We start from the raw sequence: 25823 nt of genomic DNA, 5'->3' as shown, positions 1-25823 counted from the left end.
GATGACAGGATGACCTTTGGAAAACCCGTACGCCGCTCGAGTCTCATCTCACAGGTGACCGAGCAGCTACGCGACGAGATCTGCAGTGGCCGGTGGGCGGTAGGTGCGAAGATCCCCACCGAGACGGCGCTGTCCGAACTCACCGGAACGGGACGCAACACCGTCCGTGAGGCAGTGCAGGCCCTCGTCCACACCGGGCTGCTGGAACGGCGGCAGGGATCGGGCACGTACGTCGTCGCCACCTCCGACGTCGGCGGCACGCTCGGCAAATACTTCGCAGGCGCGCACGAGCGCGACGTCACGGAACTGCGGCAGGCGCTCGACGTCACCGCCGCCGCGCTCGCCGCCCGGCGACGCACTCCGGACGACATCACACGACTGCAGAGCCTGCTCGACGAGCGGTTCCGATGCTGGGCCGAGTCCGACACCGAGGCCGCCGTCGCGGCCGACGTCACCCTGCACCGCGCGATCGTCGAGGCGAGCCACAACGCCGTGTACCTCGAGTTCTACGACTCGCTGCTGCCGTCGATCGCCCAGACCGTCGACCGGCACGTGCACGCGACGGGGGCGGGATTCCACGACGAGCACCGGCACCTGATCCAGGCGATCGTCGACGGCGACGAGACCGCGGCGACCACCGCCGCCCGCGACCTGTTCGCCGAGCTGCTCACCACCTAGAGCAGGAGTCGCACCACGTCGGCGGTGCGGGCGAGTCCGGGGAACGCCTCCGCGGTCGACCGCGGGTGCAGCACGTGGACGGCGAGCCGGAACAGCACCGCCCGCAGCAGCATCTGCGGCCACTCGGGCAGGTCTTCCCACCGCCCGATGAGGGCCTCGTCGGCCCCGCCCCAGGAGATGGCGTCCACCACCGCCACGGCCGCCGCCCAGGACGCGGGACGCCAGTACGGCGTGATGTCGGTGATCCCCGGCGCGAGCGCACCGGCGAACAGGACGGTGCCGAACAGGTCGCCGTGGACGAGCTGATCCGGGCACGTGACGGGCTTGCGCAATGTCGCCAGCCCCGCGATCAGCTCGAGACTCTTGCGACCGTCCGGCGACGGGGTCTCGAGCTGTTCGGCGCCCTTCGCGCTGCGCAACGGGATCTTCTCCCAAGCCGCCCGGTCCGCCGCGACGAACACGTCGACCTCCGCCCACGGCGCGACCGGGGGCTGCACCAGGAACCGGGGACGGTCGAGTTGCGAGGTGGCGGCGTGCAGTCGCCCCGACATCGACACGACCTCGTCGTGACGCGGTTCGGGGGTGCCCTCGATGAACGTGTCGGCGCGCCACCCGGACACCACGTACCTGCCGTCGGTGGACCGCACGGGACGGGCGAGCCGCACGCCTTCCACCTCGAGCGTCTCGCGGACCTTGGCGGACCATGCGGCGCGCGCGTGGTCCGCGACGGCTGACAGGACTACGTCTCCACAAAGCCATCCGCCGTCCCAGTCCGCACCGAGTGGGATGGGCTCGACTTCCCGGAGGCCGAACGTGGAGCACACGTGCTGAGGGGGTTGGCCGGTGCTCACGTACTCAACGCTACCGCCGGGTGGGCCGGTGACAGCGCAAGGCGCGCTGGCCCGGAGACGTCAATCACGCCGCGATCGGGCCGGCAGACAGGCACGGGTCAGTAGACGGGCAGGCTCGTGTCCACCTGTTTCGCCCACGCGATCACGCCGCCCTGCAGATGGGTTGCGTCGGAGAACCCGGCCTTCTTCAGCGCGGCCAGCGCCTCCGCCGACCGGACGCCGGTCTTGCAGTGCAGCACGATCGGCTTGTTCTGGGGAAGCTCCGACAGCGCCTCCCCCGACAGGATGCGGTCCTTGGGGATCAGCACCGCACCGGGCAGGTGGACGATGTCCCATTCGACGGGCTCGCGCACGTCGACGAGTTCGATCTCCTTGCCGGAGTCGAGGAGGTCGCGCAGCTCCGTGGCCGTGATCGTCGAACCGGCCGCCGCGGCCTGCCCCTCGTCGGACACCACGCCGCAGAACGCGTCGTAGTCGATCAGTTCGGTGACCGGCGTCCGCGCCGGATCCCGGCGCAACGCGATGGTGCGGTACGTCATGTCGAGCGCGTCGTAGACCATCAGCCGTCCGAGCAGCGATTCGCCGATGCCGGTGATCAGCTTGACCGCCTCGGTGGCCATGATCGAGCCGATCGACGCGCAGAGCACACCGAGCACGCCGCCCTCGGCGCAGGACGGCACCATGCCCGGCGGCGGCGCCTCCGGGTACAGATCCCGGTAGTTGAGTCCGCGACCGTTCGGCGCGTCCTCCCAGAACACGGACGCCTGACCTTCGAAGCGGTAGATCGAGCCCCACACGTACGGCTTGTGCGCGAGGACGGCGGCGTCGTTGACGAGGTACCGGGTGGCGAAGTTGTCGGTGCCGTCGAGGATCAGGTCGTACTGCTCGAACAGTTCGACGGCGTTGTCGGGCTCGAGCCGGAACTCGTGCAGCCGGACGTCGACGTTGTCGTTGATCTCGCGGATCGAGTCGCGCGCGCTCTCGCCCTTGGGACGGCCCACGTCGGAGCGTCCGTGGATCACCTGGCGTTGCAGGTTCGACATGTCGACCTCGTCGAACTCGACGATGCCGAGGGTCCCGACCCCCGCGGCCGCGAGGTACAGCAGGGCCGGTGAGCCGAGGCCCCCCGCGCCGATGACGAGGACCTTCGCGTTCTTCAGGCGCTTCTGGCCGGCCATGCCGACGTCGGGGATGATCAGGTGCCTGCTGTACCGCGCCACCTCGTCGCGGGAAAGTTCGGCGTCCGGTTCCACCAGCGGCGGCAGCGCCTCGGTGGTCTTCACAGAACGGTCAAGCGACACGGCCCACTCCTGACGATTGCGCGACGGCTTCCGATGTGTCGGACAGCATTGACTTCAACGCCCCGACAGGGTCCATTCTTCCCCTCCTGCCCGCAGTCGCGCGGGACCGGTCCAGACTCATGCCCGCGGGAAGGGCCAGGGATTGAAGTGGCAGGTCAGCCCGTTCATCGGCACGATGCCCTCGGGGTCGAGCTGGGCGATGTCGTTGTTGGCCGTCCCGAACGTCTGCTGCATCATCACCGGCGCGAGGCCGCCTTCGGTCTCGCACGGCTGATGGTCCTGGTAGCCGATGGCGTGCCCGACCTCGTGGTTGATCTGGTACTGCCGGTACGACCCGATGTCGCCCTGGAACGCGATGGCGCCGCGCACCCAGCGCGGCTCGTTGAGGACGACGCGGTCGATGCCCGGGTTGTAACAGGACACCTCCAACTGGATGTCGTAGCCACACGCCTCGCGAATGGTCATCTGCGACGTCAGCGACACCCGGAAGTCGGGATCCCCCTGGTCGACGCGGCGGAAGGCGAACCGCGGGTCCTTCGTCCAGCTCTTCGGATTCGACAGCGTCTGGTCGACCATCCGGCCGAACGACTCGTCGCCGCCGAATCCGGACGTGTCGACGCCGTCCTCGATCTCGACGCTGTACGTGAATTCGCGTTCGGTGCCCTGCCCGACCTTGGCCCCGTTGCCGGGAACCACGTGCCAGGTGCCGGCTCCCACCGCCGTGAACGGACCACCCTCGGGCAACGCGCCCGAGGGAAGTTCGGCGGCGAAGTTTCCGTCGGCCTCCGGCGGGACCCCGATGACGCCGGAACCGTCGGTGTCGCGGGACAGAGTGCCGAATCCGGGGGAATCGGTCTCCGCCGTCGTCTCGCCGCCGCCGGTGTCCCGGACCGCGTCGACCACGACGAGCACGGTGACCACCAGGAGGATCGGGATCGCGTACGCCCGCCAGCCGTAGGTGGAGACGAACCGGCCGATGCGGCTCTGCTTCCGGGCCTGCCGCTCGGGGCGCGGGTTGCGGGGACGGCCCACGTCGCGGCTCGTCGGGTCCCATTGCGCGCGGAGCGGTTGATGCGACTGCGACTGCGGTGCCGACTGCGAGGCGCGGGGACCGACGTCACGCTGGTCGATGCTTCGCGATCGTCGCTCTCCGTCCTCGGAACTCTGGGGAGCCCGGCCGCGAACACGCGGTCCTCCTCGGTCAGTCACGCAGCCCAGAATCTCACAGTCCGGCACCGCCTCGTCCCAGTGCATCGTCCGCAGGTCATTCGGCGTGTCACGTGGATGCGGCCCGCAACGTCGCGGCTACCCGGGTCACCAGGTGCCCCGAACCCCTGCTGTACCCCAGTTACCGGACAGACAATATCCTTGACCGGGCGAGTCCTGCGAGTCCACCATGAACGGTTCACTACGCGCGGGTATCGTTCACACAGTTACACAGAATGTGACGCGGAATACTTGTGCAGATTGGAAGCGCTATGACTGAACTCGCGGATCGGACGAACTCCGATCGCGATGCCAACACCGGAAAGGGCACCGGGGCCCGTCGCAGCACGCGACTCCCCCGCGACGCCCGGCGACTGCAGCTACTCGCCGCAGCCAGCGAGGTCTTCGTCACACGCGGATACCACGCTGCCGGTATGGACGAGATCGCCGAGTGCGCCGGTGTGAGCAAGCCCGTCCTCTACCAGCACTTCCCCGGCAAGCTCGAGCTGTACGTGGCCGTGCTGCAGAGCTATGTCGACAGCCTGATCTCGGGTGTCCGGCAGGCGCTGCGCTCGACCACCGACAACAAGCAGCGTGTCCGCGCCGCGGTGCAGGCGTTCTTCGACTTCGTCGACAACGACTCGCAGGGCTTCCGGCTCGTGTTCGAGTCCGACCTCATGGGTGAGCCGCAGGTGCAGAGCCGCGTCGAGCAGGCCACCGAGGCGTGCGTCGACGCCGTGTTCGACCTCGTCAGCCACGACTCCGGTCTCGACCCCTACCGGGCCCGGATCCTCGCCGTCGGCCTCGTCGGCGCCAGCCAGTTCACCGCGCGGTACTGGCTCGAGGCTGCGCGCCCGATCCCGAAGGAAGAAGCGGTCGACACGACGGTCACGCTCGCATGGGGCGGTCTGTCCCGCGTGCCGCTGCATCCCGAACAGCGCTGACACCGACGAGAAAGGGCCCGACAGTCGATTCGACTGCGGGCCCTTTCTCGTGTGTTCACGTGGTCGGAGCGAATCCGACTGCGTTCACTTCGCCGGTGCGAATCCGACCTTGCGGATATCGGACGGGCCGATCTCCACGTAGGCGATCTTGCTGGACTGAATGAGGTACTTACGCCCCTTGTCGTCCTCCAGGGACAAGATCCCGTCGCCACCGGTGAGGGCGCCCGAGACCAATGTCTCGACCTCGTCCGGGGTCTGCTCGCTGCTGACGATGAGCTCACGCGGGCTGTCGATTACACCGATCTTGACCTCCACGGTCAACCTCCGAACTCTCCGAGAAACATCAGCTGTCCTGGCCAGGCTAATGCAGTGGCCGCCGCCGGTGCGCGTCTGTGGGCTGTGCCCTGAGCGAACACCGGCAAATCGGTGCCGCCTAGACCAGGCCCAGCACGGCCATGCGCTCGGCGTGCATCTCCTGCATGCGGTCGAACAGTGCGACGACGCCGTTGAGGTCGCCGGACGCGGAGATGACGAGTTCGGTCAGCGCCTCCCGCTGCGCCAGGACGAACTGCGCCTGGGTGATGGCCTCGCCGAGCAGTCGTCTGCCCCACAGCATGAGGCGGTCCTTGTCGCGGTTGCTGGCCTTGATCGCCTGCTGCACCTCGTGGACGACGAACTCGGAGTGGCCGGTCTGTGAGAGCACCTCCTCGACGGTCCGCGACACCTCGGCGGGCAGCGAGTGCCCGATCTCGCGGTAGAAGTCCGCGGCGATCCCGTCACCGACGTACGCCTTCACCAGCGCCTCGAGCCACGTCGAGGGGGCGGTGGACGCGTGGTAGTTGTCGAGGGCGCGGACGAACGGATCCATTGCCTCGAAGATGTCGAAGCCGCGCGCGGTCAGCGCCTTCTCGAGCATCTCGAAGTGGCCCATCTCGGCGGCCGCCATGCTCGCGAGCGCCACTTTGCCCTGCAGGGTCCGCGCCATCTGCGCGTCCTCGGACAGCCGGTAGAACGCGGAGATCTCGCCGTATGCGAGGACCGCGAAGAGTTCACCGACGCCGGGGTGATCAGCGGGAATCGTGGAATCAGTGGATGCAGGGGTGTTGGGCTCCATGGCGCCACAGCCTAGTGCGTCGCGCAGTGATGTTTGCCATGCGTAACCAGTTGTGGAGCGTTCTCCGGCTACAATGATCGTGGGCAACCGCTCGTCACCACGTTCGTCTCCGCAGAGAACGCGGTTCGAGTGATGATCGATCACGATCCGATCGGCGGTTCCCACCGATAATGTGCGCGCACCTGATCGACGGTCCCAGCCGCGCCTCGCCGAAATCTTCGATTTCTGCGCTGAGGCAGAGGCAGGATCGACTCGGAAGAGGACATCGACGAGCGTCGACTGGGAAATCGGGCCGACCAGCGGCCTGGCCCTTACCTCGTGCGTGCGTGCAGCTACGAGGAAGGCCAGACCCCTGAGCAAGATCACCGTCGACCATGAAGACGACGCCACCGAGACCACGCTGTCGGCGCAACTCGACTCCACACACGTCGCCCCCACTTTCGCCGAACTCGGAGTGCGTGACGAAATCGTCCGCGCTCTCGACGAGATCGGCATCGAGCGCACGTTCGCCATCCAGGAGCTGACGCTCCCCCTCGCCCTCGCCGGCGACGACCTGATCGGTCAGGCCCGCACGGGCATGGGCAAGACGTTCGGTTTCGGCGTCCCGCTGCTTCACCGCATCTCCTCCGGCACCACCGGGACGGCCGCGCTCGACGGCACTCCCCGCGCGCTGGTCATCGTCCCCACCCGCGAGCTGTGCATCCAGGTCACCAAGGACCTCGAGGGCGCCGCGAAGTACCTGAAGGGCGAGAAGAACAAGCCCCTCGAGGTCCTCGCCATCTACGGCGGCCGCCCGTACGAGACCCAGATCGCGACGCTCCAGAAGGGCGCCGACGTCGTCGTGGGCACCCCCGGCCGTCTGCTCGACCTCGCCAACCAGGGCCATCTGATCCTCGGCAAGGTGGAGGTGCTCGTTCTCGACGAGGCCGACGAAATGCTCGACCTCGGCTTCCTGCCCGACATCGAGCGCATCCTGAACATGGTGCCGGACAAGCGCCAGACGATGCTGTTCTCGGCGACCATGCCGGGCCCGATCATCACGCTCGCCCGCACGTTCCTCACCCAGCCGACGCACATTCGCGCCGAGCAGGCCGACGACTCGGCGGTCCACGACCGCACGAGCCAGCACATCTACCGGGCTCACGCGCTCGACAAGGCGGAGATGGTGGCCCGCGTGCTGCAGGCCGACGGCCGCGGCGCGACGATGATCTTCACCCGCACCAAGCGGACCGCGCAGAAGGTGTCCGACGAACTCGCCGAGCGCGGTTTCGCCGTCGGTTCCGTGCACGGCGACCTCAACCAGGTTGCCCGCGAGAAGGCACTCAAGGCGTTCCGCTCGGGCAAGATCGACGTGCTCGTCGCGACGGACGTCGCGGCCCGCGGTATCGACATCGACGACGTCACGCACGTCATCAACTACCAGTGCCCGGAGGACGAGAAGACGTACGTCCACCGGATCGGCCGCACCGGCCGCGCGGGGCGTACCGGCATCGCCGTGACGCTCGTGGACTGGGACGACATCCCCCGCTGGCAGCTCATCGACAAGGCTCTCGGCCTCGGTGTCCCGGATCCGGTCGAGACGTACTCGAGCTCCCCGCACCTGTACGAGGAACTGTCGATCCCGGCCGAGGCGACCGGCACGATCAAGCGCGCCCGGGTCGAGAAGGCTGCGCCCGCACAGAGCGGGAACACCGACACCGAGCGGGGCGAGAACACCGAGAACGGCGAGAAGGCCGAGCGCACGGAGCGTCCGGCACGCACCCGCACCCGTCGCCGCACCCGTGGTGGCCGTCCCGCGGACTCGGTGGGCCCCAAGTCGCCGGAGCCGACCGCACCCGAATCGGCAGCTCCGAGCACGGACGCCGACGGCGAGAATTCCAAGCCCCGTCGCCGCCGTCGCCGCCGGACCACGAAGGTCGGCGCCGCCGCGACGAACGCGGAGTAACCAACCACCGTGCTCGCACCTGAGCGGCGCTCACGCGCCGATCTCATCGCCGCCGCCGGAATCGCCGTCGCGGTCGTGGTCGCCCTCACCGTCGTGTGGTTCCGCAGCGATGCCCGGGGCACCACCTCGGTCACCGCCGCCGAGCCGCCGCCAGCGCTCGTCACGGCCCTGACGGTCCCGGAAACACTGAGCCCGATCTGGGACTCCGCCACTTCCGCCACCACCGCGCCCCTCGTCGTCGGTGGTGCCGTCGTCACCGCCGAGGGCGGCGACGTCGTGGGCCGGGACCGGATGTCGGGCGCCGAGCTGTGGCGGTACGAGCGTGATCTCGACCTGTGCGGTGTGACGGCGTCGTGGGAGAAGGTCGTGGCCGTGTACCGCGACGACCGCGGATGCTCCCAGGTCACCGAACTCGACGGAGGCACCGGTGAGCGTCTCGCGCAGCGGAACAGCGACGCCGATCCCGCGGTGACACTGACTGCCGACGGAACCTATGTCGCTTCCCGCGGCGACCGCCGTCTCGAACTGTGGCGCTCCGACCTCGTGCGCACCGTCGAGTACGGGCGGGTGGACGCGCCGGTGAACCCCAAGAAGCAACCCCGCAGCGGATGCACGCTGATCGACGCCGGTTCGAGCAGCAGCAGGCTGTCCGTGCTCGAGCGCTGTCCCGGCGAGGTGGCCGATCGGCTGACTGTCATGAATCCCTCACCGAAGGACAACCAGGAACCCGAGGAGTACGGGTCCAGCGTCCTGGCGGGTGTCGACGCCGGCGTCGAGGGTGCGCGCATCCTCGGGGTGTCGGGCGAGACCACGGCCGTCTACCTGCCCGCGGGCAGGACGACCGGACCGCGGATCGGCCTGTTCGACGGCACCGGCAACGCCGTATCCGAATACGCGCTCGCCCTGAAGATCGGACCGGATCCCGTCACGTCGGCGAGCAGTTCGGTGGTCACCTGGTGGACCGGTTCGGATGTCGTCGCGCTCGGCGCGTCCGATCTCGTTCCCCGCTGGACCTTCCCGGGCGCTCTCGGCCCCGGCACCGTGATGGCCGGACACCTGCTGGTCCCGGTGGAATCCGGGATTGCCGTGCTCGATCTGTCGAACGGCGCGTTGCTTCGCACGATCCCGGTCGCGCGGGACACCACGACCGGGCCGATCACGACGACGGTGGCCGGCGACGTCGTGCTCGAACAGCGCGGCGACGGTATCGTGGCCCTGCGCTGAGGTCGCCGATCAGCCGGGTTCGGCGAACACCACGAGGTAGCCGTCGAGATCGCGGAGCCAGATCTCGCGATGTCCCGCATTGGGATTGACGTGCACGTCCGTGACCACGTCGGCTCCCGCCTCCCGCGCCCGCGCGACGGTGCCGTCGAAATCGGTCGTCTCGAACCAGATCGCCACCCCGTTTCCGCGCGCGAGTGACGGATCGCCGAGGGGGCCGTGGTGGTGGCCTTCGTCGAGTCGGTGCAGTTGCAGGATCATGTGCCCGTCGACGAGGAGTTGCTCGTAGTCCTGCCCACCGTGACCGCTGCGTGCGTTCAGGACCTTCCGGTACCACTCGCCTGCCCGTTCGACGTCGTCGACGGCGAGGAGCGGCTGAGCCCGCATCGTCAGCGTGTTGTTCCGAGGTGTGTCCGAGACCGTCATGCGCCGAACGTTAGCGCCGGACGCTCCCCCGCTCTTGGACGAATGGGCACACCGCGCGCCCGTCAGCGGAAGGTGGCGCGGTACGCGGAGGGTGAGACGCCGACGGTGCGCGCGAGGTGTTGCCGCAAGGAGGTCGCGGTGCCGAATCCCGCGGCCCCGGCCACGTCGTCGACCGGCAGGTCGGTGTTCTCCAGCAGTTCACGGGCGCGGGTGATCCGCTGCTCGAGAATCCACTGCGTCGGCGACATCCCCGTCTCGGCGCGGAATCGCCGGGTGAACGTGCGCACGCTCATCGACTCCCCCGCAGCCAGTTCCCGCAGCGACAGCGGCTGATCGAGGCGGGCCAGCGCCCGCACCCGCGCGCCCGACGTCGACGCACCGTCGGCCTCCGGGACGGGCGCGGTGACGAACTGTGCCTGACCGCCGCTGCGATGAGGTGGCACGACCGTTCCGCGCGCCACCTCGTTGGCCACCGACGCACCGTGGTCGACACGAATCATGTACAGGCACAAATCGATTCCGGATGCGACACCGGCGGCGGTGAGCACGGTGCCGTCGTGGGTGTAGAGCACGCCGGGGTCGAGGTGCACGTCCGGGTAGAGCCTCCGGAACGCGTCCGCCGACTTCCAGTGCGTCGTGGCTCGCCGGTTCTCCAGCAGGCCGGCGGCGGCGAGAACGAACGATCCCGTGCAGATCGAGGCCACCCGGGTGCCCGGCCGGATGTGTGCGAACGCGTCCGCGAGGTGGCGGGACAATCCGCCGTCCTCCGGCGGGTCGTAGTCCTGATCGGACGCCGGGACCACGACCGTGTCGGCGGTGCCGAGCAGCGCCGGGCCGTGCTCGACCGACAGCGTCACGTCGGTGTCGGTCCGGACGGTGCCGGGCTCGAGGGCGCACGTGAGGACCTCGTACAGCGGTTCGCCGTCCCGCGAGCGCGCTTCGCCGAACAGTCGGTGGACGATTCCGAACTCGATCGGGAGCAGGCCGTCGCGTACGAACACGACCACGCGATGACGACGCCCGGGCCGCTCACCCCTCGATTCGGACATGGCCCGATTATTTCACATAGTGTCCCACCGGCCACTGGTGCGGCGACGCACGCGGATCCATGATCGGAAGGGTCGACGGCGACCGAGCGAGAGGTGGACAATGAAGATCCTGTGGGTGTCGGCACATCCCGAGCCGAAGTCCCTGAACGCGGCACTGCGCAGCGATGCTCTCGCGGCACTGCGCGACGCCGGCCACGAGATCAGCACCTCCGACCTGTACGGGATGCGATGGAATCCGGTGGTGACCGCGGAGGACTTCGCGCACGATCCGAGCGGCCGCCTCCTGGTGGGGGCGCGGTCCGGGCAGGCACTGGCCGAGGGCACCCTGGCTTCCGACATCCTGGCCGAACAACGCAAACTCGGGTGGGCCGACGCGGTGATCGTGCAGTTCCCGCTGTGGTGGTACGGCATGCCCGCGATTCTCAAGGGCTGGTTCGACCGGGTCTTCGTCGAGGGCTACGGATACGGGGTACGTCGCGAGGACGGTTCCACCCGGCGGTACGGCGAGGGGACCCTCGCCGGCAAGCGGGCGATGACCGTCGTCAGTTTCGGCGGCAGCGCCGACAGCGCGGGCCCGCGCGGAATCAACGGCCAGATGGACGAGGTCCTGTTCCCGATTCACCACGGAATCTTCTGGTACACGGGGATGTCCGTGCTGCCGCCGGTCCTGATCGACAGCGCGGACCGGTTGCCCGCCGACCACTACCCCGGCGTCGCGGCCCGCCTGATCGATCGCGTGTCCGGCCTGTTCACCGACGCGCCGCTGCCCTTCCGCTCACAGAACGGCGGCGACTACGACGACCGGTTCGTGCTGCGCGAGGACCGGGCGCCCGGCGTCACGGGATTGCGCGCCCACTACGCCGACGCGGATTCCGGGACGTTCGGATCGGAGGCCGAAGTCCGCGCCCACTGCGCGGTGTAACGTGTTCTAATTCACGGCATGGCAACCTATGTGATCACCGGCGCGGCCTCCGGCATCGGGGCGGCGAGCCGCCGCACCCTCGAGGCCGACGGCCACACCGTCATCGGCGTCGACCTCGCCCACACCGACGTGACAGCCGACCTGTCGACCCCCGGCGGCCGGGCCGCGGCGGCGGCCGAAGTGACCGAAAGGAGCGGCGGCGTCGTGGACGGCCTCGTCTGCTGCGCCGGACTCGGATCGCTGTCCCACGTCCCGGGCGGCAAGCTGATCGCCGTCAACTATTTCGGGGCCGTGGAACTCGTGACGGCCCTGAAGCCCGCCCTCGCACGCGCGGACGGCGCTTCGGTGGTGGTGATCTCGTCGAGCAGCACCACCACCCAGCCCGGAGTTCCCGAAAATCTGGTGACGGCGTGCCTGCGCGGTGACGAGGCGGAGGCGGTGCGCATCGGCGACGAGGTGACCGCCATCCCCGCGTATCCCGCGTCCAAACTCGCGCTGGCCTGGTGGATTCGACGGGAAGCGGTGCGGCCCGAATGGATCGGCAGCGGAATTCGGCTCAACGCGATCGCCCCGGGCATGATCGACACGCCGATGACCAGCGGGGACGACCTCGACCCCGAGCTGGCCAAGGCCCTGGACTTCTATCCGGTGCCGCTCGGCAGGCGCGGACGCCCGGACGAGATCGCGGCGCTCGTCGAATTCCTGCTCGGACCGGGGTCGACACTGTTCTGCGGAAGCGTCGTCTTCGCCGACGGCGGCACGGATGCCCAGCTACGCCAACAGGATTGGCCCGCCGCGTGGAATCCCACGCCGGAGGAACTTACTCGCCACTTCCAGGCGAAAACGTAGCCAACTCGGATCCCGCCCAGTGCTTGGCGAGGTTCTCGGCCAGGTCCCGGTACGCCTGGGCACCCTTGTTCTTGCGCCCCGCCAGGACCGTGGCACCCGACGCCGTCGCCTCCGCGAACCGCACCGTCCGCGGGATCGGCGGCGCGAGGACCGGCAGGTTGTAGCGGTCGGACACGTCGGACAGCACGTCCCGGCTGTGGGTGGTGCGCGCGTCGTACAGCGTCGGCAGCGCACCGAGCAGCACCAGGTCGGGGTTGGTGATCTGCTGCACCTCGGTGACCGTCCGCAGCAACTGCCCCACACCGCGGTGCGCGAGCGTCTCGCACTGCAGCGGAACCAGTACCGATTGCGCCGCCGTGAGCCCGTTGAGCGTGAGCACACCGAGCGACGGCGGACAGTCGATGATGACCGTGTCGTAGTCGTCCAGCAGCGGCGCCAGCGCGCGCTTGAGGGCGAACTCACGACCGGGACGCATGAGCAGCAACGCTTCCGCGCCCGCGAGGTCGATCGTCGCGGGCAGGAGCGCGACACCGTCCTCGGTGTCGATCACCGCTTCGCGCGCGCCCAGGTCACCCGTCAGCACCTCGTGGACGGAGGCCTCCAGCCGGTCCGGGTTGTGCCCCAGAGAGAAGGTCAGGCACCCCTGCGGGTCGAGATCCACCACCAGAACCTTCTGGCCCAGCCCGACGAGCGCTGCGCCGAGAGAGGCGACCGTGGTGGTCTTCGCGACCCCACCCTTCTGATTTGCCACTGCAAGAACCGTTGTCACGGCTCGATCCTTACCTACTTCGTCGCCGGAGGCGAGCCATACACGCAGATTGACTGACATGATGGATGGATGCCACCCAGTGATTCGCCGCGCGGCCGTCGGATCGTCCTCCTCCGGCACGGCGAAACGGAATGGGCCCGTTGGGGTAAACACACCGGCCGGACCGACGTCCACCTCACCGAACTGGGTGAATCCCAGGCACGGCAGCTGGGCCCGGCGATGGACGCCCTCGCGCTACGCGACCCCCTCGTCATCGTCAGCCCGCGGCAACGCGCCCAGGAGACGGCGGAACTGGCGGGTTTGAAGATCCAGCGCACCTGGGACGCGCTCGCCGAATGGGACTACGGGATCTACGAGGGCATGACGACGCCCGAGATCCGGCAGCAGGTGCCGGACTGGACAGTGTGGACGCACCCGTGCCCGCGCGGCGAACAGGCCGAGCAGGTGCACACCCGCTGCGACCTCGTCCTGTCCGTCGCGCATTCCCAACTGGTCGACCGTGACGTGATTCTCGTCGGGCACGGCCACTTCTCCCGCGCGCTCATCGCGCGCTGGGCGGAGCTTCCCGTCAGCGAGGGGCGCCGGTTCGCGATGTCGCCGGGCGCGTACTCCGTCCTCGGCTTCGAGCACGGGGCGCAACAGGTGGTCAGCCACAACGTGACGACGGAAGGTGCCCGATGATCAGACGCGCAGTACCCGAGGACGTCTCCGCGATCACCGCGATGATCTACGAACTGGCCGAATACCAGAAGGCCCGGGACGAGTGCACCGTCACCGCCGACCAGATCGACGACGCGCTGTTCGGTCCGCGGCCGTCCACGTTCGCCCACGTCGCGACGGACGACGACGATCGGGTCGTCGGGATCGCGGTGTGGTTCCGGAACTTCTCCACGTGGGACGGAACGCACGGCATCTATCTCGAGGACCTGTTCGTCAGCCCGTCCGAACGGGGTTCCGGTCACGGCAAGGCCCTGCTCGCCACGCTCGCGAAGGAGTGCGTCGACAACGGCTACACGCGGCTGTCGTGGTCGGTGGTCAATTGGAACAAGCCGTCGATCGCGTTCTACGAGTCCCTCGACGCGCGACCGCAGGACGAGTGGACGACGTACCGGCTCACCGGGGATCCGCTCGGCCGCCTCGCGTCCGAGGTGAGTTAGCGCTCCGACGGGTTGTCGGCATCGGCTTCCTGGCCGTACTCGGCGGCCATCCATTTCGATGTCGGGCTGCTGAACAGGCACCCGAGGGCTCCCACCACGACGACGCCGAGCAGCACACCGAAGAACGGCTGGTGGGAATCGGTGAGCAGCGACCATGCCACCGGAAGCAGCAGCAGTTGGGCGACGATCGCGATCGCCCGCCCCCAGCGCCTGCCGAAGATCAGGGCGAGCCCGGCGGCGAGCACGGCGCCACCGAGAATGGCGAACCAGGCGGCGGTGCCGTATCCGCTGCTGACGCTCTGGTCGTGCCCGAGCAGCCCCCGGACCACCAGCACCACGGCGACACCGACCGCCACCGCGCCCTCGAGCGACACCAGGGCGCCTGCCGCGCGGACCGTGGTGGGCGTGGACTTGCTGAGAGACGGCTTCGGCACGTCGGCCAGCCTAGAACACCCCGCAGCCGGCGGCCTCGGACGGTGACACGTGCCGCCCCGGCTAGGCTTGGGCCCCGTGCGCGCGCTGCTGATCGTCAACCCCAATGCCACATCGACGACCCCCGCCGGGCGGGACCTGCTCGCGCACGCGCTGTCGAGCCGGGTGCGGTTGACGGTCGCGCACACGACGCACCGCGGCCACGCCGCCGAACTGGCGCAGCAGGCCTGCGTCGACGGGATGGGCCTGATCATCGTCCACGGCGGCGACGGCACCGTGAACGAGGTGGTCAACGGGCTGCTCGGCACCCCGGACCCGAAGTCGACGAGTGCGGTGACGGTGGGGCCGATACCCCCGATCGCCGTCGTCCCCGGCGGGTCGGCGAACGTGTTCGCCCGCTCGCTCGGCATCGCTCCCGACCCGGTGGACGCCACCAACCAGCTCATCGACCTCCTCTCCCACCGGCAGCGGCGCAGGATCGGGCTCGCCCACTGTGACCACCGCTGGTTCACGTTCAACGCGGGCGTCGGCTGGGACGCCCAGGTGTGTGAGGCGGTCGACATGCACCGTAAGAACGGGCGGCCCGCCACACCGGCGCAGTACGTCCGCGCGGCGGTGCGCGTGTTCTTCCGGTCGAAGTACGCGGAGCCGACCCTCACCGTCGAGGTTCCCGATCGCGATCCGGTCGAGGGCGTTCATTACGCCTTCGTGTCGAACGCGAGTCCCTGGACGTATCTGAACAAGCGGGAAGTCCACACCAATCCCGACACCACCTACGACACCGGCCTCGGTGTGTTCGCGATGCGATCCACCGCGATCCTCACCACTCTGCGGGTGGCCCGCCAGCTGCTGACCCCCGGCACCCGCCCGAAGGCGAAGAAACTCGTCCGGGTCGACGACGTGCCGTGCGTGCGGATCTCCGCGTCGGAGCCGATCGGATTGCAGATGGACGGCGACTACATCGGACTTCGCAACGTGGTGGAGTTCGTGTCGGTACCCGACGCGCTGGATGTCGTCGCGCCGCCGCGACCCTGAGCAATTCTCGAGAATCCCCGTTTTCACCTAGCGGGAAGCGCCGGCGCGAGGTAAAAAGGACGGCGCGCCTCGAAGGGCAGCCTAACTACGTGAGCTCCCCCACGGTGCGGCGGTTTTCTATTGACATCCCGCCAGTTCGTGAAAGCATTCACAAGCAACAGTGCGGAAACATTCTCTACGCACACATGAACTCATGAAGACGAAACGGTGCACGACGCACCCAGTTAAGGAGCAGAAGGATGGACTGGCGCCACAAGGCAATCTGTCGCGACGAAGACCCCGAGTTGTTCTTCCCTGTGGGCAACAGCGGTCCGGCTCTCGCGCAGATTGCTGATGCCAAGGTTGTCTGCAACCGCTGCCCGGTGACCGCCGAATGCCTCTCGTGGGCACTCGAGTCGGGCCAGGACGCCGGTGTGTGGGGCGGCATGAGCGAAGACGAGCGTCGCGCACTCAAGCGCCGGAACGCTCGGACGCGTGCACGCACCACCGTCTGATACTTCAGAAGGAGACGGGCCCGGCACCACATGGTGCCGGGCCTTTTGCTTGCCCGCCGGTCAGTACCTCGGTCCACGACGGCCCAGCGGTACGCGTAACACGGCATCCGTTCCACCCTCCGCCCCCGGGTGCAGACCCAGCGAACCGTTCAGTTCGGCGGCCACCAGGGTCCGGACGATCTGCAGACCGAGCCGGTCGGACCGCTCGAGGCTGAAACCGGGCGGCAGTCCCCTGCCGTTGTCGTGGATCACGACGTCCAGCCAGCGCGCCGACCGTTCCGCCCTCATGGTGACGGTGCCCGCGGCGCCCGGTTCGAAGGCGTGCTCGATCGCGTTCTGCACGAGTTCGGTCAGCACCATCACCAGCGGTGTGGCCCGCTCCGCGGAGAACACCCCGAAGCTGCCCTCCCGGCGGACCTTGATCGGCGTGCTCACCGTCGCCACATCGGACAGGATCGGCACGAGCCGGTCGACGACCTCGTCGAGGTTCACCTCCTCGTCGACCGACATCGACAGCGTGTCGTGCACGAGGGCGATCGAGGTGACGCGGCGCACCGATTCGCTGAGCGCCTGACGGGCCTCCTCGTTGTTGGTGCGGCGGGCCTGCAGCCGCAGCAACGCGGCCACGGTCTGCAGATTGTTCTTCACCCGGTGATGGATCTCGCGGATCGTCGCATCCTTGCTGAGCAGGGCACGATCTCGCCTCTTCACCTCCGTGACGTCCCGCACGACGACGGCGGCGCCGACCCGCTTGCCGCCGGGTTTGAGTACCAGGGCCCGCAGCAGGACGGTCGCGCCCCGGGCCTCGATCTCCATCCGGCGGCCCGGCTTGTCGGCGATCGTGTCGCGGATGTATCCGGCGACCTCCTGCGACTCGAACGGATCCGTCACGAGTGATCGTGTGGTCGCGGCGAGGTTCTGGCCGATCAGGTCCGAGCTCAGACCCATCCGGTGGTACGCCGACAGCGCGTTCGGACTCGCGTAGACCACGCTGCCGTCTGTGTCCAGGCGGATGAAGCCGTCGCCGGCGCGGGGGCTCGAGTTGGTGTCCGAGCGGGCCTCACGGATCGGGAACGTGCCGTCGCTGATCATCTGGCACAGGTCCTCCGCGCAGTCGAGATACGCGACCTCGAGCGGACTCTGCGCCCGCTGGTGCGACAGGTTGGTGTCCCGGCTCAGGACGGCGATCACCTCGCCGTTCCACCGCACCGGGACCGCGTCGCCGCGCGGTGGCAGACCCGCGTGCCCGCCGCCGTCCTCGGGGCGCACGACGTTGCCCTCCAGCAGCGCCTGCAGCACCTGCGGGTGTTCCGACTCCGACACGACGGTCCCGACGACGTCCTCCGGGAACGCGGTCGACGCGGTGGTGGGCCTGCAGTGCGCGACGCAGATCACGGTGCCGGTCGGGTTGGTGGCCGCGGAGTCCGCTCCGACCCACAGCAGAACGTCCGCGAAGGAGAGGTCGGCGAGCAACTGCCATTCGCCGACGACGCGCTGGAGGTGGTCGACGGCCTCGCCGGGCAGGTCGGTGTGTTCGGCGAGCAGATCGCTCAGGGTCGACATCGCAGGGTGTGTCAGTCAGCTCAGGAGATGACCGCGATCAGGTCGCCCTGCTGGATCACGTCGCCGACCTTGACGTCCACGGAGGTGACCGTGCCGGGTTCTTCGGCGATGACGGGGATCTCCATCTTCATCGACTCGAGGATGACGAGGGTGTCGCCTTCCTTCACCTCGTCACCCGCGCTCACCACAACCTGATACACCGTCGAAACCATTTCGGCGCGCACGTCTTCTGCCATTGTGATCCTTCACTCCCGGGTGTCGAGAAAGCCCTGTTGCAAGGACACCCAACCACACGTGGAAGACTGTGGTGAAAAGAAGGGAGATCTACTCATGGGTAAGCGTGGTCGCAAGAAGCGCAGCCGCAAGGGCAACGCCGCAAACCACGGCAAGCGTCCCAACGCCTGACGCGCCGTAGAACGCACCAGGGGCCGGAAAGCAGCGATGCTTTCCGGCCCCTGATTGCTGTTCTGACGGGTTACGACTCGGGTTCGGTATTCGTGATGAGGATCGTCCGCCGCAACTCGATGGAGAGCCTCTGACGCAGGCTCTCCGGTGCGTGCTCACCGCCGCACTTGCGGTTCACGAGGCTCTTGACCTTCTCCTCGATGCCGTACGCCTCGAGGCACGACCCGCACTCGTCGAGGTGGCGCTGCAGCCGCGCCCGCGAGGCCTCGTCGCATTCGCTGTCCAGCATCAGCCAGACGTCCGCGATGACGGCGGAGCAGTCGAGCTGCTCGAATTCGTCCTGCTCGCTCACCGAGAAACCTCCTGCTCCGCACTCACTACACTGTCGCCGGCCACCTCGTCGGTGCCGCCGCGGTTGAATCCCCGTTCGCGCGCAACGTCGGCGAGCAGTCCCCGGAGCTGTTTGCGCCCGCGGTGCAACCTCGACATCACGGTCCCGATCGGGGTGCCCATGATCTCGGCGATCTCCTTGTACGGAAAGCCCTCGACATCGGCGTAGTAGACGGCCATCCGGAACTCCTCCGGCAGGGCCTGAAGGGCTTCCTTGATGTCGTCGTCGGGGAGCGCGTCCAGTGCCTCGACCTCGGCGGACCGCAGCCCGGTCGACGAATGCTCCGCCGTCGCCGCCAGCTGCCAGTCCGTGATCTCGTCGGTCGGGTACTGCGCGGGCTGCCGCTGCTTCTTGCGGTACGAGTTGATGTACGTGTTCGTGAGAATCCGGTACAGCCACGCCTTGAGGTTGGTGCCCTCGCGGAACGACCGGAACGCCGTGTAGGCCTTCACGTACGTTTCCTGCACGAGGTCCTCGGCGTCCGCCGGGTTCCGGGTCATCCTCAGGGCAGCGCCGTACAGCTGATCCAGAAGTGGGAGCGCATCCCTTTCGAAACGCGCGATCAACTCGTCCTGTGGTTCGGCCTTCTCTGCCGTCGGACGGTCATGTTCCTGCACGCTGATCCCTTCGGTCGCCGTGGGCGTCAACGTTACCGCCAACTGCAGACGCGACGTGGGCTCGATAACCGAGGACATCACGATACGGACCACTCCCTTCGATGCACGGGTCTTCTGCAGGTACCAACACGACTCCCGCCCGCGGTGTTCCCGCACCGCGTGGCAGAGTGTTCGTCCATGGCCGGAACTGCCACTCCCGCGACGAAGTTGCTCGTCACACAGCGCATCGACCACACCGTGCACAGCTACGCGCACGACGAGCGGGCGGAGTCGTACGGTTCGGAGGCCGTCGACGCGCTGGGCGAGACGGTCGGCGTCACCGCCCACCAGGTGTTCAAGACGCTCGTGATCAAACTCGACACGGGCAAGCTGGCCGTGGCGGTCCTGCCGGTGCCGGAGAAACTGTCCCTGAAGGCGGCGGCCGCGGCGCTGGGCGCAGGCAAGGCCGTGATGGCGGACCGCACCGAAGCCGAGCGATCCACCGGTTACGTGTTCGGCGGCATCTCCCCGCTCGGACAGCGGAAGGCACTTCCGACGGTCGTCGACGCGTCGGCGCTCGACTGGGACCGGGTGCTGTGCAGCGCGGGCAGGCGCGGACTCGAGATCGAACTCGCGCCCGCCGATCTGGTGCGGCTCAGCGGAGCCGTCACCGCGGCGGTCACAGCAGGCTGATCTGCTCCCCCACCTGCGCGCCGTCGCGACCGGCCGCGTCGGGGTCGAGGAGTTCCGGGCCGTTGTTCTTCACGCTGTTCACCAGCGTGGACACCCGCCGGACCGTGATGTCGGCGATGGCGTCGGGCGACACCTCGAGCAGGTCCGTGGACGCGGGGTGCTCGGGATCGAGCCACGCGGCCCAGCGGTCGCGGGGCATCACGAGCGGCATCCGGTCGTGCACGTTCTCGAGCTGGGCGGCGGAGTCGACCGTGATGATGCTGCAGCTCAGGACGGGCGGCGACTCCTCGACCGCGGGATCGTGCCAGACCGACCACAGTCCGGCCATGTACAGGCGCGAGCCGTCCTCCGGCGACATGTAGTACGGAATCTTCTTCGCCTTGCCCGCCTTCTTCCCGGCGGCCGCCGGCTCGGTCTCGGTCTGCCACTCGTACCAGCCGTCCATCGGCACGAGGCAGCGCTTGTACTTGAACGAGGTCCGGAAGGCGGGCTTGTTGTCGACCGAATCCGCCCGGGCGTTGAACAGCACCGGCCCCTTGCCGAGCTCCTTCGTCCACGACGGCACGAGACCCCACCGCATCCGCCGGATCCGACGGGCGTCGTGCCGGTCGACCACCGTGAGGACCTGCGTGGTGGGCGCCACGTTGAAGTCGGGCGGACTCTCGTCCTCGCCTGCCTCGTTGATCGCGTCGAGGTCGGCCGCGAGTGTCGCCGGATTCGCAGTGGTCGCATACCTGCCGCACATGTCCACCAGAGTGGCACGAACCACCGACACCCGCGACACGCCGCCCACCCCGCCCGGCGGCCCACCCGATAGGCGAAGATGGAGACCGTGAGCCTGAGCCTGTGGAACGCCCCCCGTGCCGAAGCGCCCGTCGTCGCGACGGTCGCCCTCCCCGGATCGAAGTCGATCACCAATCGCGCGCTGATCCTCGCCGCACTCGCGGACGGTCCGTCCACCCTCACCGGGGCACTGCGCAGCCGGGACACCGACCTCATGATCGACGCACTCCGGACGCTGGGGATCGGCATCGAGACGGCCGGCGCCGACACGACGTTGCGGGTCACTCCCGGACGCCTCCGGGGCGGTGCGGTCGACTGCGGCCTGGCGGGCACCGTCATGCGGTTCCTTCCGCCGGTCGCCGCGCTCGCCGCCGGAACGGTTCACTTCGACGGCGACGAGCAGGCGCGCACCCGCCCCCTCGACACGATCCTGAACGCGCTGCGCGGTCTCGGCGCCGACATCGACGGCGACTCCCTGCCGTTCACCGTCCGCGGCGGGGGCTCCCTGCGCGGTGGCCGGGTCACGATCGACGCGTCCGGTTCTTCGCAGTTCGTGTCAGGGCTGCTGCTGTCTGCCGCCGCGTTCGACGAGGGCGTCACGGTTCATCACGACGGCAAGACGGTCCCGTCGATGCCGCACATCGACATGACGGTCGAGATGCTGCGCGAGTCGGGTGTCGAGGTCTCCACCCCGGCGACGGGCGGGGAGGCCGACACGTGGCGGGTGAGCCCCGGTCCGGTGCGGGCCGTCGACCGGGTGATCGAGCCCGACCTGTCGAATGCCACCGCCTTCCTCGCCGCCGCCGCCGTCACCGGCGGTGAGGTGACCGTTCCGCTGTGGCCTGCCGAGACGACGCAGCCCGGCGACGCGATCCGCGAGATTTTGCTGGCGATGGGCGCCGACGTCCGGCGGGACGGGGCGAACCTCACCGTCCGCGGCCCCCGGCAGCTGACCGGCATCGACATCGACCTGCACGACGTCGGCGAACTCACCCCGACCGTCGCGGCGCTCGCGGCACTCGCGGACGGCCCGTCCCACCTGCGGGGCATCGCGCATCTGCGCGGACACGAGACCGACCGGCTGGCCGCGCTCGCGCACGAGTTCAACTCGCTGGGCGGAAACGTCACCGAGACCGAGGACGGCCTCACGATCGTGCCCGCCGACCTGCACGGCGGGACGTGGCGGTCCTACGCCGACCACCGGATGGCGACGGCCGGAGCCATCGTCGGGCTGCGGGTCGACGGCATCGAGATCGAGGACATCGGCACCACGGCGAAGACGCTGCCCGGTTTCGAGAACCTGTGGGCCACAATGCTGTCCGCGGCTGCGGGCACCGGTCGGAAGGCGAGCTTCTGAGTCGCAGGCAGTACGACGAGTCCGACGTCCGGGTGCGCCCGGGCCGAGGCACGCGCCCGCGCACGAAAACCCGGCCGGAGCACCTCGCCGCCGAGTCGGCGATGGTCGTCGCCGTCGACCGCGGCCGGTGGGGTTGCGTTCTGGGCGGCGACCCCGAGCGTCCCCTCGTCACCATGCGCGCCCGCGAACTGGGCCGCACCCCCATCGTGGTGGGCGACGAGGTGAGCGTCGTCGGCGATCTGTCCGGTAAACCGGACACCCTGGCGCGGATCGTGCGAGTGGCCGAGCGCGCCACGGTGCTGCGGCGCACCGCCGACGACACCGACCCGTACGAGCGGATCGTGGTGGCCAACGCGCAGCAGTTGCTGATCGTCGTGGCGCTCGCCGACCCGCCGCCGCGGACGGGATTCGTCGAACGCGCGCTCGTCGCCGCGTACGCGGGCGGGCTGAGCCCCATCGTGTGCCTGACGAAGAGCGACCTGGAGCCGCCCGAGGAGTTCGCGAGCGCGTTCGCCGACCTCGACGTCCCCGTGGTCGTGGCAGGCCGCGACGATCCGGTCGACGAGGTCCTGGCGATGCTGTCCGGCAGGCTCACCGCGCTGATCGGACATTCGGGGGTCGGGAAGTCGACTCTCGTCAACCGCCTCGTGCCCGACGCCGACCGGGCCGTCGGCGTGGTGTCCGGCGTAGGCAAGGGCAGGCACACGTCCACGCAATCGGTCGCGCTGCCGCTCCCGTCGGGCGGCTGGGTGATCGACACCCCGGGCATCCGGTCGTTCGGACTGGCCCACATCTCCCCGGAGAACGTGGTGGCCGCGTTCTCCGATCTGGCCGCGGCCATCGAGGACTGCCCGCGAGGGTGTACCCACCTCGGCCCGCCCGCGGACCCCGAATGCGCGCTCGACCACCTCGAGGGCAAGGCCGCCAAACGCGTCGACGCGGTCCGTCACCTCCTCACGGCCATCGCGTCCAACGAGGCCTGGTGAGGGACGAACCGCGCCGTGGCGGAACTGTCTAGCGGAGTTGTCTAGCGGGAAAGCAGCGCGCGCAGACCGCGACGCTTGCGGGTGCGCTTGATCGCGGAACCCAGCCCCTGACGCCGACCGGTCACGGGATCGATTGTCGCCGTGGTGTTTCCACCGAACCTGCGCTCCGACGCCGTCTCCGGCGCGTCGTCCGCGGTGGCCTTGAGGTACTTGTTCGGCAACGACAGCTTGGCGATGGTGCGCCACGACTTCGCGTACTGCACCAGGAACGGGCCGGTCGTGTACGGCAGGTCGTACTTCTCGCACAACTCCCGCACCCGCACCGCGATCTCCGCGTACCGATTGCTCGGCAGGTCGGGGAACAGGTGGTGCTCGATCTGATAGCTCAGGTTGCCGGACATGAAGTCCATCAGCCTGCTGCCCTCGATGTTGGCGCTACCGAGCATCTGACGCAGGTACCACTGGGCGGGCGTCTCCTTGTCGATGTCGGCCTTGGTGAACTTCTCCGCCCCGTCGGGGAAGTGCCCGCAGAAGATGATGGCGTTGGTCCACACGTTGCGGATGGTGTTCGCTGCGAGATTGGCAGTGAACGTGCTCTTCCACGCGGGTCCGGTCAGGGCCGGGTAGACAACATAGTCCTTGAGCAGCTGCTTGCCGAGCTTCTCGCCGACCTCGCGAAGTTTGCGCTGCGTCTCCTCCTTCGGCACCCGGCCCTTGCTCACCTTGCCGAGCTCGAGGTGCTGCACCGCGACACCCCACTGGAAGAACAGGGCGAGCAGGGTGTTGTAGACGAGGTTGCCCGCGTTGAACGGCTTCCACCGCTGGTCGCGGGTGACGCGCAGAAGGCCGTATCCCACGTCGTCGTCCATGCCGAGGACATTGGTGTACTTGTGGTGCAGGTAGTTGTGGGTCTGCTTCCAATGCGCGGACGGGTCGTTGTTGTCCCATTCCCACGTCGTGGAGTGGATCTCGGGATCGTTCATCCAGTCCCACTGCCCGTGCATCACATTGTGGCCGAGCTCCATGTTCTCGATGATCTTCGCGACCCCGAGCATGCCGGCTCCGAGGACCCAGGCCGGACGCTTGCGACTTCCGAACAGCACGGCTCGGCCGCCGAATTCGAGCACACGCTGCAGTCTGATGGTGTTCCGCACGTACCGCGCGTCACGCTCGCCGCGGGACTCTTCGATATCGCGGCGGATCGCATCCAACTCGCGCCCGAGCGCCTCGACATCGGCTTCGGTGAGATGTGCGTATTCCTTGACATCTGCAATCGCCATGGGGGACCTCCTCCTGGCTGGTCGACAGTTCACACCGGATAGGCGCTGACATGACCTACCGTACCGTAAGTTACGGCACCGTAGGTTACCTGAGTGTAGGTGTGAGTGAAATCACCGTCGACGACGCGAGATCTTGGCCTCCGCGTGAGCGCGCAGCGCCGACAACAGACCGCGGCGCTGCCCCGTCACGGGATCGGTGCGCAGCGTCTCGACCATCGCAGCACCCGCGTCGCGGGCATCGCGGAACTTGCGCTCCGACGACGTCTCGGGGGCATCGTCCGCCGTCGCCCACAGGAGACGGTCGGGCAGAGCCAGCTTGTGGATCGTGCGCAGGGCCAGTAGATACTGCTTGGCGAGCGAGCCCGTGGTGTAGGGCAGGTCGTACTTCTCGCACAGCGCCCGCACCTTCACGGCGATCTCCGGGTACCGGTTGCTCGGCAGATCGGGGAACAGATGGTGCTCGATCTGATAGCTGAGATTCCCGCTAATGAAACCCATGATCTTGCCGGAGTCGAAGTTGGCACTGCCGAGCATCTGCCGGAGGTACCACTCGTGCCGGGTCTCGTTCTCGTATTCGTCCACGGTGAACTTCTCGGCGCCGTCCGGGAAGTGCCCGCAGAAGATCACCACGTACGCCCACAGGTTCCGCACCAGGTTGGCGGTGGTGTTCGCCGTCAGCGTCGACTTCCACGCCGGCCCCGCGAGCACCGGGAACAGGAGGAAGTCCTTGCCGACCTGACGGAAGATCTTGCGGGCGAAATCCTTGTTGGCCTGCGAGTTGAGCTGGCCCTTCTCGGCGCCCTCCAGTTCGGCCGCGAACGTGAGGTCGTGGAGCGCGATGCCCCACTCGAACGTGGCGGCCAGGATGATGTTGGCGAACGGCTGCAGCAGGTTGATCGGCCGCCACTCCTCGTCGCGGGTCATCCGGAGGATGCCGAAACCGACGTCGGAATCCATTCCCACGATGTTGGTGAACGTGTGATGGGAGTAGTTGTGCGCCCGCTTCCAGTGCTCGGACGGCCCCGTCTGGTCCCACTCCCACGACATCGAGTGGATCTCCGGATCGTTCATCCAGTCCCACTGGCCGTGCATCACGTTGTGGCCGAGTTCCATGTTCTCGATGATCTTCGAGAGGGAGAGCATCGCGGTGCCCGCTAGCCAGGCCGGACGGTATCGGCTGCCGAACAGGGCGAGGCGGCCACCGAGCTCGAGCAGTCGTTGCGCCCGGATGGCCCGGCGGATGTATCGGGCGTCGCGGACGCCGCGCGAATCCTCCACGTCGAGCCGGATCGCATCCAACTCACGCCCGAGCGATTCGATGTCCGCTTCGGTCAGATGCGCGAACTCTTTGATGTCGGTGATCGCCACCGTGCTCC

At 68.4% G+C, this 25823-nt stretch carries 28 protein-coding genes and 1 pseudogene; 13 read left to right on the top strand and 16 right to left on the bottom strand.

All coding sequences use genetic code 11. The features are described from left to right. The first annotated feature begins 9 nt into the window (after nucleotides 1-9). Entirely contained in the window at nucleotides 10-678 is a 669-nt protein-coding gene (locus P3H15_RS31065) for a FadR/GntR family transcriptional regulator (protein ID WP_072937657.1), read from the top strand. On the opposite strand, the gene P3H15_RS31060 is transcribed toward P3H15_RS31065, so the two are convergent. The 3 genes from P3H15_RS31060 to P3H15_RS31050 form a co-directional block, all read right to left on the bottom strand. Then, nucleotides 675-1529, bottom strand: a complete 855-nt coding sequence (locus tag P3H15_RS31060; RefSeq protein ID WP_276140722.1) for a TIGR02569 family protein — start codon at nucleotides 1527-1529, stop codon at nucleotides 675-677. The genes P3H15_RS31065 and P3H15_RS31060 overlap by 4 nt on opposite strands. 98 nt (nucleotides 1530-1627) lie before the next feature. After that, complete coding sequence (moeZ, locus tag P3H15_RS31055) at nucleotides 1628-2812, bottom strand: adenylyltransferase/sulfurtransferase MoeZ (RefSeq protein WP_072937655.1); 1185 nt, start codon at nucleotides 2810-2812, stop codon at nucleotides 1628-1630. Nucleotides 2813-2947: 135 nt separating this feature from the next. After that, nucleotides 2948-4084 (bottom strand): DUF3152 domain-containing protein, encoded by a 1137-nt coding sequence (locus P3H15_RS31050; RefSeq protein WP_276140721.1) that lies wholly within the window; start codon nucleotides 4082-4084, stop codon nucleotides 2948-2950. Between the two features lie 224 nt (nucleotides 4085-4308). Here P3H15_RS31050 and P3H15_RS31045 point away from each other — a divergent pair, with 224 nt between their 5' ends. Continuing rightward, nucleotides 4309-4980 (top strand): TetR/AcrR family transcriptional regulator, encoded by a 672-nt coding sequence (locus P3H15_RS31045; protein WP_015890120.1) that lies wholly within the window; start codon nucleotides 4309-4311, stop codon nucleotides 4978-4980. 84 nt (nucleotides 4981-5064) lie between these two features. Here P3H15_RS31045 and P3H15_RS31040 read toward each other — a convergent pair whose 3' ends face one another. After that, complete coding sequence (locus tag P3H15_RS31040) at nucleotides 5065-5295, bottom strand: DUF3107 domain-containing protein (RefSeq protein ID WP_276140738.1); 231 nt, start codon at nucleotides 5293-5295, stop codon at nucleotides 5065-5067. A 118-nt stretch (nucleotides 5296-5413) separates the two neighbouring features. Then, complete coding sequence (locus P3H15_RS31035; protein ID WP_276140720.1) at nucleotides 5414-6094, bottom strand: ferritin-like fold-containing protein; 681 nt, start codon at nucleotides 6092-6094, stop codon at nucleotides 5414-5416. Nucleotides 6095-6416: 322 nt separating this feature from the next. Between P3H15_RS31035 and P3H15_RS31030 the strand changes: the two genes are divergently transcribed. Beyond that, the gene (locus tag P3H15_RS31030) at nucleotides 6417-8039 is read left to right on the top strand and encodes a DEAD/DEAH box helicase (protein WP_276140719.1); all 1623 of its coding nucleotides are present in this window, start codon (nucleotides 6417-6419) and stop codon (nucleotides 8037-8039) included. A 9-nt stretch (nucleotides 8040-8048) separates the two neighbouring features. Beyond that, on the top strand, nucleotides 8049-9263 hold the full coding sequence (locus P3H15_RS31025) for a hypothetical protein (protein WP_276140718.1): 1215 nt from the start codon (nucleotides 8049-8051) through the stop codon (nucleotides 9261-9263). Nucleotides 9264-9272: 9 nt separating this feature from the next. On the opposite strand, the gene P3H15_RS31020 is transcribed toward P3H15_RS31025, so the two are convergent. Both P3H15_RS31020 and P3H15_RS31015 read right to left on the bottom strand, forming a co-directional pair. Then, nucleotides 9273-9686, bottom strand: coding sequence for a VOC family protein (locus tag P3H15_RS31020; RefSeq protein ID WP_276140717.1), 414 nt, complete (start codon nucleotides 9684-9686; stop codon nucleotides 9273-9275). A gap of 62 nt (nucleotides 9687-9748) precedes the next feature. Then, nucleotides 9749-10735 (bottom strand): GlxA family transcriptional regulator, encoded by a 987-nt coding sequence (locus P3H15_RS31015; protein ID WP_276140715.1) that lies wholly within the window; start codon nucleotides 10733-10735, stop codon nucleotides 9749-9751. A gap of 100 nt (nucleotides 10736-10835) precedes the next feature. Here P3H15_RS31015 and P3H15_RS31010 point away from each other — a divergent pair. After that, nucleotides 10836-11667, top strand: a pseudogene (locus P3H15_RS31010) (NAD(P)H-dependent oxidoreductase). 8 nt (nucleotides 11668-11675) lie between these two features. Then, nucleotides 11676-12506, top strand: a complete 831-nt coding sequence (locus P3H15_RS31005; protein ID WP_276140714.1) for an SDR family oxidoreductase — start codon at nucleotides 11676-11678, stop codon at nucleotides 12504-12506. On the opposite strand, the gene P3H15_RS31000 is transcribed toward P3H15_RS31005, so the two are convergent. Then, nucleotides 12478-13275 (bottom strand): ParA family protein, encoded by a 798-nt coding sequence (locus P3H15_RS31000; RefSeq protein WP_276140713.1) that lies wholly within the window; start codon nucleotides 13273-13275, stop codon nucleotides 12478-12480. The genes P3H15_RS31005 and P3H15_RS31000 overlap by 29 nt on opposite strands. A gap of 69 nt (nucleotides 13276-13344) precedes the next feature. Between P3H15_RS31000 and P3H15_RS30995 the strand changes: the two genes are divergently transcribed. Together P3H15_RS30995 and P3H15_RS30990 are read left to right on the top strand one after the other, a co-directional pair. Continuing rightward, a complete protein-coding gene (locus tag P3H15_RS30995) occupies nucleotides 13345-13956 on the top strand; it encodes an acid phosphatase (RefSeq protein WP_276140712.1) in 612 nt (203 codons plus the stop codon). After that, complete coding sequence (locus P3H15_RS30990; protein WP_276140711.1) at nucleotides 13953-14432, top strand: GNAT family N-acetyltransferase; 480 nt, start codon at nucleotides 13953-13955, stop codon at nucleotides 14430-14432. The genes P3H15_RS30995 and P3H15_RS30990 overlap by 4 nt, the downstream gene beginning before the upstream one ends. Here P3H15_RS30990 and P3H15_RS30985 read toward each other — a convergent pair. After that, on the bottom strand, nucleotides 14429-14866 hold the full coding sequence (locus tag P3H15_RS30985) for a hypothetical protein (protein WP_095860844.1): 438 nt from the start codon (nucleotides 14864-14866) through the stop codon (nucleotides 14429-14431). The genes P3H15_RS30990 and P3H15_RS30985 overlap by 4 nt on opposite strands. 76 nt (nucleotides 14867-14942) lie before the next feature. On the opposite strand from P3H15_RS30985, the gene P3H15_RS30980 reads away from it, so the two are divergent. Further along, nucleotides 14943-15899, top strand: a complete 957-nt coding sequence (locus P3H15_RS30980; protein WP_276140710.1) for a diacylglycerol kinase family protein — start codon at nucleotides 14943-14945, stop codon at nucleotides 15897-15899. Between the two features lie 239 nt (nucleotides 15900-16138). Then, the gene (locus P3H15_RS30975; RefSeq protein WP_005240099.1) at nucleotides 16139-16393 is read left to right on the top strand and encodes a WhiB family transcriptional regulator; all 255 of its coding nucleotides are present in this window, start codon (nucleotides 16139-16141) and stop codon (nucleotides 16391-16393) included. A gap of 60 nt (nucleotides 16394-16453) precedes the next feature. Here P3H15_RS30975 and P3H15_RS30970 read toward each other — a convergent pair whose 3' ends face one another. The 4 genes from P3H15_RS30970 to P3H15_RS30955 form a co-directional block, all read right to left on the bottom strand. Next, nucleotides 16454-17956 (bottom strand): sensor histidine kinase, encoded by a 1503-nt coding sequence (locus P3H15_RS30970; RefSeq protein ID WP_072937643.1) that lies wholly within the window; start codon nucleotides 17954-17956, stop codon nucleotides 16454-16456. Nucleotides 17957-17976: 20 nt separating this feature from the next. Then, nucleotides 17977-18192 carry a biotin/lipoyl-binding carrier protein gene (locus tag P3H15_RS30965; RefSeq protein WP_005240095.1) on the bottom strand — a complete coding sequence of 72 codons (216 nt, stop codon included), beginning with the start codon at nucleotides 18190-18192 and terminating at the stop codon, nucleotides 17977-17979. 239 nt (nucleotides 18193-18431) lie between these two features. Next, complete coding sequence (rsrA, locus tag P3H15_RS30960; protein WP_072937642.1) at nucleotides 18432-18713, bottom strand: mycothiol system anti-sigma-R factor; 282 nt, start codon at nucleotides 18711-18713, stop codon at nucleotides 18432-18434. Then, a complete protein-coding gene (locus P3H15_RS30955; RefSeq protein ID WP_072937788.1) occupies nucleotides 18710-19447 on the bottom strand; it encodes a sigma-70 family RNA polymerase sigma factor in 738 nt (245 codons plus the stop codon). Before P3H15_RS30955 ends, rsrA begins: the two co-directional genes overlap by 4 nt. Before the next feature lie 99 nt (nucleotides 19448-19546). On the opposite strand from P3H15_RS30955, the gene ybaK reads away from it, so the two are divergent. After that, complete coding sequence (ybaK, locus tag P3H15_RS30950; RefSeq protein WP_160097591.1) at nucleotides 19547-20041, top strand: Cys-tRNA(Pro) deacylase; 495 nt, start codon at nucleotides 19547-19549, stop codon at nucleotides 20039-20041. Here ybaK and P3H15_RS30945 read toward each other — a convergent pair. Then, nucleotides 20028-20786, bottom strand: coding sequence for an SOS response-associated peptidase (locus tag P3H15_RS30945; RefSeq protein ID WP_276140709.1), 759 nt, complete (start codon nucleotides 20784-20786; stop codon nucleotides 20028-20030). The genes ybaK and P3H15_RS30945 overlap by 14 nt on opposite strands. Nucleotides 20787-20864: 78 nt before the next feature. Here P3H15_RS30945 and aroA point away from each other — a divergent pair, with 78 nt between their 5' ends. Together aroA and rsgA are read left to right on the top strand one after the other, a co-directional pair. Beyond that, nucleotides 20865-22181, top strand: coding sequence for a 3-phosphoshikimate 1-carboxyvinyltransferase (gene aroA, locus P3H15_RS30940; protein ID WP_276140708.1), 1317 nt, complete (start codon nucleotides 20865-20867; stop codon nucleotides 22179-22181). Beyond that, the gene (gene rsgA, locus P3H15_RS30935; protein ID WP_276140707.1) at nucleotides 22127-23167 is read left to right on the top strand and encodes a ribosome small subunit-dependent GTPase A; all 1041 of its coding nucleotides are present in this window, start codon (nucleotides 22127-22129) and stop codon (nucleotides 23165-23167) included. The genes aroA and rsgA overlap by 55 nt, the downstream gene beginning before the upstream one ends. A gap of 41 nt (nucleotides 23168-23208) precedes the next feature. Here the strand turns inward: rsgA and P3H15_RS30930 are convergent, their stop codons facing one another. Together P3H15_RS30930 and P3H15_RS30925 are read right to left on the bottom strand one after the other, a co-directional pair. After that, nucleotides 23209-24447, bottom strand: coding sequence for a fatty acid desaturase (locus P3H15_RS30930; protein WP_276140706.1), 1239 nt, complete (start codon nucleotides 24445-24447; stop codon nucleotides 23209-23211). A 111-nt stretch (nucleotides 24448-24558) separates the two neighbouring features. Beyond that, nucleotides 24559-25815 (bottom strand): acyl-CoA desaturase, encoded by a 1257-nt coding sequence (locus tag P3H15_RS30925; RefSeq protein WP_276140705.1) that lies wholly within the window; start codon nucleotides 25813-25815, stop codon nucleotides 24559-24561. Nucleotides 25816-25823: the final 8 nt, after the last annotated feature.

Origin of the sequence: Rhodococcus sp. T2V, assembly GCF_029269925.1 — a bacterium.
GTDB lineage: Bacteria > Actinomycetota > Actinomycetes > Mycobacteriales > Mycobacteriaceae > Rhodococcus_F > Rhodococcus_F koreensis.
The sequence above is the reverse complement of the archived record's forward strand: the minus strand, read 5'-3'. Positions and strand labels throughout refer to the sequence as shown.

Coding starts and splice junctions, on each gene's coding strand:
- P3H15_RS30990 (WP_276140711.1), top strand. CDS start 13,953: ATGATCAGACGCGCAGTACCCGAGGACGTCTCCGCGATCACCGCGATG.
- P3H15_RS31050 (WP_276140721.1), bottom strand. CDS start 4,084: ATGCACTGGGACGAGGCGGTGCCGGACTGTGAGATTCTGGGCTGCGTG.
- P3H15_RS30955 (WP_072937788.1), bottom strand. CDS start 19,447: ATGTCCTCGGTTATCGAGCCCACGTCGCGTCTGCAGTTGGCGGTAACG.
- ybaK (WP_160097591.1), top strand. CDS start 19,547: ATGGCCGGAACTGCCACTCCCGCGACGAAGTTGCTCGTCACACAGCGC.
- P3H15_RS31045 (WP_015890120.1), top strand. CDS start 4,309: ATGACTGAACTCGCGGATCGGACGAACTCCGATCGCGATGCCAACACC.
- P3H15_RS30970 (WP_072937643.1), bottom strand. CDS start 17,956: ATGTCGACCCTGAGCGATCTGCTCGCCGAACACACCGACCTGCCCGGC.
- P3H15_RS30965 (WP_005240095.1), bottom strand. CDS start 18,192: ATGGCAGAAGACGTGCGCGCCGAAATGGTTTCGACGGTGTATCAGGTT.
- P3H15_RS31015 (WP_276140715.1), bottom strand. CDS start 10,735: ATGTCCGAATCGAGGGGTGAGCGGCCCGGGCGTCGTCATCGCGTGGTC.
- P3H15_RS31020 (WP_276140717.1), bottom strand. CDS start 9,686: ATGACGGTCTCGGACACACCTCGGAACAACACGCTGACGATGCGGGCT.
- P3H15_RS30945 (WP_276140709.1), bottom strand. CDS start 20,786: ATGTGCGGCAGGTATGCGACCACTGCGAATCCGGCGACACTCGCGGCC.
- P3H15_RS30995 (WP_276140712.1), top strand. CDS start 13,345: ATGCCACCCAGTGATTCGCCGCGCGGCCGTCGGATCGTCCTCCTCCGG.
- aroA (WP_276140708.1), top strand. CDS start 20,865: ATGGAGACCGTGAGCCTGAGCCTGTGGAACGCCCCCCGTGCCGAAGCG.
- P3H15_RS30975 (WP_005240099.1), top strand. CDS start 16,139: ATGGACTGGCGCCACAAGGCAATCTGTCGCGACGAAGACCCCGAGTTG.
- P3H15_RS31035 (WP_276140720.1), bottom strand. CDS start 6,094: ATGGAGCCCAACACCCCTGCATCCACTGATTCCACGATTCCCGCTGAT.
- P3H15_RS31005 (WP_276140714.1), top strand. CDS start 11,676: ATGGCAACCTATGTGATCACCGGCGCGGCCTCCGGCATCGGGGCGGCG.
- P3H15_RS30930 (WP_276140706.1), bottom strand. CDS start 24,447: ATGGCGATTGCAGATGTCAAGGAATACGCACATCTCACCGAAGCCGAT.
- P3H15_RS31065 (WP_072937657.1), top strand. CDS start 10: ATGACCTTTGGAAAACCCGTACGCCGCTCGAGTCTCATCTCACAGGTG.